General features: G+C 46.5%; 6 protein-coding genes. 2 read left to right on the forward strand and 4 right to left on the reverse strand.

Features of this window, described 5'->3' with window-relative positions:
- Positions 1 to 16: 16 nt before the first annotated feature.
- Together J9B83_RS12865 and J9B83_RS12870 are read right to left on the reverse strand one after the other, a co-directional pair.
- On the reverse strand, positions 17 to 3,142 hold the full coding sequence (locus J9B83_RS12865; RefSeq protein ID WP_211537268.1) for a glycoside hydrolase family 15 protein: 3,126 nt from the start codon (positions 3,140 to 3,142) through the stop codon (positions 17 to 19).
- A 96-nt stretch (positions 3,143 to 3,238) separates the two neighbouring features.
- A complete protein-coding gene (locus J9B83_RS12870; protein ID WP_211537269.1) occupies positions 3,239 to 4,846 on the reverse strand; it encodes a methyl-accepting chemotaxis protein in 1,608 nt (535 codons plus the stop codon).
- A gap of 196 nt (positions 4,847 to 5,042) precedes the next feature.
- On the opposite strand from J9B83_RS12870, the gene J9B83_RS12875 reads away from it, so the two are divergent.
- Positions 5,043 to 5,474, forward strand: coding sequence for a YqaA family protein (locus tag J9B83_RS12875; RefSeq protein WP_211537270.1), 432 nt, complete (start codon positions 5,043 to 5,045; stop codon positions 5,472 to 5,474).
- Between the two features lie 69 nt (positions 5,475 to 5,543).
- Positions 5,544 to 6,224: an SPOR domain-containing protein gene (locus J9B83_RS12880; RefSeq protein ID WP_211537271.1), complete on the forward strand. Its 681-nt coding sequence runs from the start codon at positions 5,544 to 5,546 to the stop codon at positions 6,222 to 6,224.
- Between the two features lie 10 nt (positions 6,225 to 6,234).
- On the opposite strand, the gene J9B83_RS12885 is transcribed toward J9B83_RS12880, so the two are convergent.
- Complete coding sequence (locus J9B83_RS12885; RefSeq protein WP_211537272.1) at positions 6,235 to 7,095, reverse strand: inositol monophosphatase family protein; 861 nt, start codon at positions 7,093 to 7,095, stop codon at positions 6,235 to 6,237.
- Positions 7,096 to 7,220: 125 nt separating this feature from the next.
- Positions 7,221 to 7,844 carry a helix-turn-helix transcriptional regulator gene (locus J9B83_RS12890; RefSeq protein WP_211537273.1) on the reverse strand — a complete coding sequence of 208 codons (624 nt, stop codon included), beginning with the start codon at positions 7,842 to 7,844 and terminating at the stop codon, positions 7,221 to 7,223.
- Between the last annotated feature and the right edge of the window lie 354 nt (positions 7,845 to 8,198).

Below are 8,198 nucleotides of genomic sequence, written 5' to 3' on the forward strand. Positions count from 1 at the left end.
AGCAAGCGTAAGCCTGTTAACTCGGTGTGTGTTGGTGCTGATAGCTGTGAAATTTGCTCACGGCCCAACGCAAATATTGATTCACTTTGTTCGGTGTCACTTGGGCGAACTCGTCTAAAACGGCTTCGGCCAATGAATCGCCTTCGTGCTGTGTTTGGTATTGTTTCGCATGATCCAATGCCGCTTGAGAAACCAAAACGGGTAAATTGATTTCTTGCTCGAACTTGCAATTTTTATGTTGCTGACAAAACTGTATGAAAGCGTACAAGCCTTCAAAAATCAGACTCTTATACCAGCTAGGGTGAATGTCTGAGGTTAGCGATTCGATCAGCAAGGCAAAGGTATCTTCTCCTGGTGTCATAGAGCTCAGAGCACGTTTGCAATCGAGCGTGGTTCGGCTTTGTAAATCCCCAAACACAATGTTATTGGCATGGCTGAGGCTATCCCAAAGTTGCAAGAGCATGGACTCAGGCAGTTTGGTGATCATGCCTTGTTCAGAGCGCCAATCGAACCAATCCACATCTTTGATCTTGCCTTGATCGTCGTTGCTGTGGTGATAGCGTAAGTTACTGGCGACGTGGGCAAATTCGTTGTGTTTTTGCTGCAATACGTGTTTTAGGGTTTCGTAAAGCTCGCAAGGAGACACTTTCGACAAGGTATCAAAAATCGGCTCGCTGGCGTCTGGGTTGAATTGTCGAGCGCAAAGCACCGCCAAATTGTGTACGCGAATGGTGCGCACGCCCGAGAAGAAATCGGAGTTTACCTTTATCAAGGTGCCAGCAATGGAAATCAATTCATGGGCAATCACTAAGGCCAATGGCGAAGACGAGACATTTTTGAGCATGTCCAAAATAACGTCTTGGTGCAACGGCGAACGGATGTCTATTTCAGTGTCCGGAGTTTCACCAATCACCAGTAAACGCTGACGAACGGTAATATCAGCGATGTAAGTGGCCAAATCGGTAGAGGGTTTTAAAATCATTGAATAAAGCAGGCGGGCAGGTCGCCAGTTTTCTTTTAGCAAGGCTTGCAAATACACGCTGTGCAAGACTTTATAGGCGGTCACCGCGGGCATAGTGTTTGGGATGGTGTTCATTAGAGCGCGGCGGCTGCCAATCTCTATTAAGCAATCCACGGCTTCATTCATGCTGGGTTCGGCTAGCAAATTAGCCAGCAAGGCATCGGTTGAACACTCTTTGATGATTGACTTGTTGTCGGTCTTATTCTCAACCGACAGAGGCCAAGGAGTGTCGTGAGAAGGCAGCTTGATTGCTAGCGGACCTTGGTTCAGTGCATTGATGGTAATGGAACGGCGATTACCCGATTTAAAGGCATTTTTAGCCGATTGAGGAATCACTCGGAATTCTTCGTGCTCACGTTTTTGCAACAAACGAATAAATTCAAACAGGGCATCGCTGCCTTTCATTTCGCTCATGGCGTCATCAATCAAAATGGTAAACACCGCGTTGGCTTGGTAATACCAATGGTTGGCGATGATTTTCAGTTCATTGCGAATGTGCGCTTGAAACAACGTAGGATCAATCTTTCGGTAATCTTTGTCTTCGTTTTGAATCCACGACAGGCATAAATAGCTCTCGTCGTTGATACTAAACGCTTGCGAAGTGGCCAGGCTGTTTAGCGCGCGATTCGGGCGTCCGGTTAACCCCAAAATTTCAGAAGCACCGAGGTGGCGATAGGTTTCTACCAATTGATCGGCACTGATGGCTTTGAGCGGTGCTATGTCTTCGAGGGTTTGACATAAACAGCCGGCGTTGATCAGCTTTTGTTTGACCTTGTCGTTTTGCGCCAAAATCACCATGGAAGTAGTGACTTTATTTGGGCGATATTGAATTCGGTGCAATCCGAGTGGGTCTAAATCTGTAGTGGTGATCAGCTCTTCGTCGAGCATCTTGCCCACAAGAAACAGACTTTGCGCCCACACCAAGGGCAGGTTGTCATTAGGAACACGTTTTTGTGAACCAGGGTTTTCTTTCTCAGCTAAAATACTTTCTTGCGGTACATAGTAGAGTTCTGGCAGTAGCATTTGACCGTCTTTTTCGACCATTAAGGATTCGAGTTTATGACGATAAAAATTGGCACTTTCCCAATCGCGAGCAAACAAGCGATCTATATAAAGGTAGGTGAAAAATAGCGGCCATTCTGATTCGATGTGTTCGAAGTTAATCAGCTCATCGTATTCGTAATAAATGCGGCTTTGATCTTCGAGTTCTGATTGGTGGCCGTCGAGCAAGAAACGTTTGCAGCCATATTCGCCGCCCAATTTACTGATAATTTCGTTGCGGGTGCGCCGTGCGAGTTTTTCATCGTTTACCGCAAACGCAGGGAAACCGACGATGCTGAGAATGGCGCTGTCCACTTCTTTAGAGCGGGATTCTTTGGGCAATAACGATTGCAACACAGAACCCGCGCGCGCCACGGCATCGGCGAAAGAGTGCACCACCGCCCATTCGGGGCCTTGATCGCCAAATAGGTTCAACCCATCCATGGCTTCCATGGCGGCTTTGGCCATGCCCACCGAGCTGGCGTTGATTTCGGCCTTGCCGTTGTTGACCTTGTTACCACGTTCCCAAATACCATAGTCTGGGGTGCGATAAGTGCGGGAAATGTAGTAGATCAGGTTTTGGACGAAGTTAAATTCATCCCGAGAAAAGATCAGCTTGCTGCCCGCTTTGGTCATTTGAGCCAGCATGAGCAAGTAAAAGCTGGTGGCGTCGATTTGCAAATGCCCCCAAGCGTCGTCGGCCACGGCTTCTAGGCCAGTTTTTGTGTCGTATTTGGCGTGCAGGGCGTCTTTCGGGTCTAAGCTGTGTTTAAAGGCTTCCACTTTATGAGACTGGCGCATCATGGCGAACAAGAGACCACGCATCATTTTAACGCAGGCAAACTCTAATTCATGGGCGCGTTTTTGTGGGTTCGAAGCGCGTTTGTAGGCCAAATACAAAGCCCATACCGCCTGAATGCTGTAGACATTATCGCGCACCCAAGCGTCGGTATAATTGCCGTGATTGTTGATGCTGGTACTGGCTGGAAATAAGCCGGTAACGGGGTGTTGACGAGATAAAATTACCGCTTGAATGTGTTGATACAGAGAATCTAGCTTATCTTGCGTGTCAGACGCCATGTTCGATCCTTTAAAAGCGCATTATTAAAAAATCACTATACCCAAACATAATGGCAGTCACCAAGAAGGTAAAGCGGTAAAACGCTTTCTTTTTTATTAAGTACTAAACTGCCCGACCAGTTTGCGCAGTTGGCTGGCGCATTCTTGTAAATTATTCACAGAGGTTTGTATATCGACGGAATTGTGTTTGTTTTCGTCGCAAATTTCCGCGATGTTTTCCAAGGTAGTGTTGACCGTTTTGGAAGAGTCGAATTGTCGGTCAGCGGCTTGGCTGATGTCGTGGTTGATCTTTGAAATAGAGAGAACGCCGTGAGCAATGTCGGTGAAGGCTTGACCCGCTTGGGTCGTCTGCTCGGCGCCTTGATTCGCTGTATTGCGCGCCGACTCCATCACCTCGACCGTGTTGATGGTCTGACGAGTTAATTGATCGATGAGTCCGCCAATTTCCGTTGCCGCGTGTTGAGAACGCTGTGCCAGTTGACGAACTTCATCGGCGACGACGGCAAAACCGCGGCCTTGTTCGCCTGCTCGTGCGGCTTCTATCGCAGCATTCAATGCCAGTAAATTGGTCTGATCGGCGACTTCGCTGATGATACCTAAGCGGTCGTTAATGTGGCTCACGTCTTGGCGAAGAGTTTGGATTTGCACCGCGGCGTCACCGACTTCTATCGACAAGCGTTGAATGTCTTGGTTGGCCTTGTCCATCATGCCCAGCCCGTCTTTAGAATGTTGCCCTAGTGCTTGCGCGGTTTGGTTGGCTTGTTCGGCAATGGTTAAGGTGTTTTCAACAGAAGTCATAACACCCTGCATTAAAGATGTAGCTTTGCTGGCATTCGCCAATTGCTTTTCGACCCCATGAACCGTTTTGGTAGTGGATTGGTTAGTGTGACTGACAATGTTGTCGAGCATTTCGCTCGACTGACTGACATTGCGAACAATGGTTTGGAAGTCGTTCATCATGATGTTGAACGCGTTGGCCATTTCGCCCATTTCGTCTAAACCAGAAAAGTCGACGCGGTGAGTTAAGTCGCCAGAGTCTTGTACGGACGTCATGGTTTTGCATAAAGAGGTGACGCGACTGGTGACCATGTGAATAATAAATAACGCGGTGCCGCCAACTAATATCGTCAATAGACTAACTAAGATGGCGTAATCTACCAGCGCGGTTAAAAAGAAATCCATTACCGCGTCCATAGACGCCGTGGCAATGATTGTCAGCCCCAAGGCTGTAGATGTGGTCATGCTGGCGATCATTCGGTGTGTGTTGCCATCTTTACCTTGGTATTCAAAATTCAAGGTTTGGTATCGGCTGCTATTGGATGGCAAAGCGGCGAGCGCGTTTCGCAACGAAGTCGGGAGACTTTTGCTTGCATAAGACTTGGGCGCGTTGAGTAGGTTTTGTTTTTGATCAATCATCCAAAGGCTTTGTTGGTCGGCGTATTTAAAAGAACCGAGCAAAGTGATGGCCGCAAGCTTAGCGTGTTCGGGTGGTAATGCCTGGCTGGCTTGTTGATCGTGAATAGGCGCAATGATTGAAGTGGCGATGTCTAAAATATCTTGTGTGCGGTCTTTTCTGGCGTCCACGTGACTAAAGTACAGGCTGGTGAGGGAAACCAGTATTAACGCGGCCGTTCCCATCGACATCAGACCAATAATCGCCCATAGCTTGTAACGAATTTTTATATTGTTGATGCGGTTTAGCATGTTATCTCCGTTCGGTATGTTCTGCGTGTTGTTCACGACTCGACTTCATGCTAACTCAGTATAGTGACAGAATAAGCGTTGCCAATCCGTTAGAGTAAGTGTTTTTTTATGCCATGCCTAGCGGATGTCTTTGCGCTGCGTCATGGTTTTATGGGTTAATAAAGAATTCAAGTGAGAAACCGTTAAGAGAAAGCCGTTGGAATATTGTGTTGTGTTTGCGGTGTCCTTGTTGTCGGCCACCTTACTGCCTTTGGGGTCAGAAGGGGTTTTGTTGTATTACGCTAGCGAAGCCGATTTGACGACTTCTTTATTGTGGCTTGCCGCCAGCATTGGCAATACTTTAGGTGGTATGACGAACTGGTTTTTAGGCCTGTATTTGTTGCGTTATCATGAGAAAAAATGGTTTCCCATTTCACCCGCATTGCGTGAAAAATCCGCCGTTTTGTTCAATCGTTATGGCCAATGGAGTTTGTTGCTGACTTGGTTGCCTATTGTTGGCGATGGGATTGCGCTCGTATCCGGTGTGTTGCGAACCTCGTTTTGGGTGGTGTTGCCCTTGGTTTTTATTGGTAAAGCGGCTCGTTATGCCTTAATTTTATGGGGGCAACAGTGGCTATTGGCTCCTTAATTACGTTTAATAAAAGCCACGCTCAACAAACGAAGTAAAATTCTGATGAAGTACATGGAGAACGGAAGAATGAAAGCGTCAAAGAATCTGATTTTGGTGATGGCAAGTTTATCGCTGGTGGCTTGTTCCGCCATGGACGAAAAAAACACCTTTATGACTTACGGAGATTTGCAAGACAAGGTCCGTGAGCATGACGAGCAATGGGCTATAGCGCAAGCCAAACTTGAACGACTAGACGAGTTAGAAGCCGAAGTCGCTGCGCTGAAACAAGGTCAACCTGTTGCCAGTGCACCGATGAACGACAACATGACTGGCATTAACGTGGCCCCTGTTATTGCACCAACCACCTTTGATTCGCCTGCGCAAACCACAAACGCCAGCATGGTAACGGCTCCTATGGTGATGGAACCATCAAGCATGGACGAGCCAGTGATGGCGGAACCAGTGTCTCAAGCCCCTGTTGTGGCTTATTCTCCTGCGCCAGAAGAATCACCATATGGCGTGCAATTAGCATCTTACGCAAACCGCGATGAAGCCGCACGAGGCTGGCGTGTATTGCAGTCTAATTATCCAAATTCCTTCGATGGCTTACTGCCTTTGATTAACCAAAAGCAAGTAAATGGCCGCACTATGTACCAGTTAAAAGTCGGGCCTTTTGTGAGCAAAGCATACAGCGGTAACTTTTGCCAAATGTTGAAAGACAGAGGCAGCGATTGCCTAGTAACGCGTTATAACGGTGAAACCCTCTAATTTTAGGGATCTAAACTCTAAAATGTTGTGCTAGTGCTTGCCATTGGGCTTCTGATTGAGCCGCAAGCATTTCGCCTTCCAGCTTGTAAGGGGCGTACTCACTGCCATCTAATAATCGACAAACGCCGCCTGTTTCTTTGTAAATCAATACCCCAGCGGCGTGATCCCACGGCAGCATTTTGTAGGTCAAACTGAAATTGAAATGACCAAGGGCAATTTGCCGATACGCAGGGCAAGACGGTAAATTATTGACTCTTAAAAAATGAGTAGCTTGAAGGGCAAAATGCTGTCTTCTTGATCCCTTATAAGAGTTTACCGACATGATGCCTTTGAGCGATGACAATTCGGTATCAATCTGTGCTGGCATGGTCAAGGTCAAAGGCGCTTGGGAAGGGCGTTGCCCTGTTCCTCTTTCTTTCATAGTCGTGCGTTGAAAAAAACTGCCTTCGCCTTTGTTGGCGTATACCCAATCGTCGTTTACTGGATCATACAGCACGCCAAATTGCGTTACCCCCTTGCGCACGACGGCGAGGATAATGCCAAAATCGGACAAGCCATGAGCATAATTCCAAGTGCCATCTATTGGGTCGATAATCACACAAGTATCGGCTGTGGCAATACTGTCCGTTGTTGATGGCGTCTCCGCCACGGCTTCTTCACCCACCACTTCCCAATCGGGAAACGCCCGCAAAATCGCCTGCGTGATAAAGGCTTCACTGGCTTTGTCGGCCACCGTGACCAAATCAGTCAAACTGCTTTTTGTTTCTACCTGAGCGGAGTCCAATTGTCGAAAATACGGCATCACGATCTCCTGCCCAGCTTGACGGACAATATCGATCAAGATGTCTTGTGATGTCTTATTTAGGTTCATACAGAACTCCTTTATACAGAGGGATTAATCATCATACGTGAAAAACAGTGTACGCGATTCCTATGACAGATTGTTTAATTAGAGAGTTCAATCGAAGCATGAGATGCTAAAGCTATGATTGCTGGTTAATGGATCAAATTCGCAGAGCTAGAGACCAATTTACGAACCAATTCTGTTTGAGATTTAACATGCAGCTTGTGGAACACCGCTTTTAATTGAGTTCTTACCGTTTGGATGCTGATCTGCTTGTCACTAGAGTAACTTTGTAAGCTTGAACCATTTGTTAAACACAAAGCCAAATTTGCTTCAGAGGGGGTTAATCTGTACATATCTTGCAATACGGTGGGGGAAATACAAACAGCCTGCTGTGGGTGAGATAAATATAAAACCACGATGTCATCGATTAATTCAGCGTCGTTTACAAGATGCGTGTTTTTCTTAACACTTTTAGTAAGGGTTATTGTGAGTGCATCATCTGCCCCGCCTTGACCTAGTGTTATTGAAATAAAGGGACAGGAGTTCTTGAGTGTTTTTTCAACGGCTAGTTTTACTTGATTGTGTTCAGTGATGTCATCAAAGACTAGGTAATTAGAGCGCAGACACACATCGGTTCTATTAGAAATAATGGCTTGAGCCATCTTGTTGATAAACTGAACCTTTAGATCTTTATTAAGAGCCACAATACCAAGAGGAATTTTTGATAAAGCACTGTTGAGCACCGCTTCGTTCTTCTTTAAATCAGCAAACATTTTTGAAAAGTTTAAAGCACGTTCAAAATGCGGATTCAGTTCTTCAAGAAGATCTAAGTCCGCTTTCTTTAGAGTCGACTGTGAAGAACCTTTGCGAATATCTAGCCTGAAACAATACTCTTCATTACTGAAAACATTAAGGGCACTGATGCAGATTCCGTCACTTGGTAAGGTCTTGGGGCGACCTTGACTGCAGGGTAAACGGCGTTTTTCAAGGTAGTTGTCGCCTAAAATAATTAAGCAGCGTCTTTATGTTGCTCTGGATTTAATTCCACATCACCTATTGGCTGCCAGTTTCTTTCTGCTTTTGACCAACGCTCAGGGCGCTCTTTCCTTTTTTGCTGATACAAGTCC

The sequence above is a fragment of the Marinomonas vulgaris genome, assembly GCF_018145875.1.
GTDB lineage: Bacteria > Pseudomonadota > Gammaproteobacteria > Pseudomonadales > Marinomonadaceae > Marinomonas > Marinomonas vulgaris.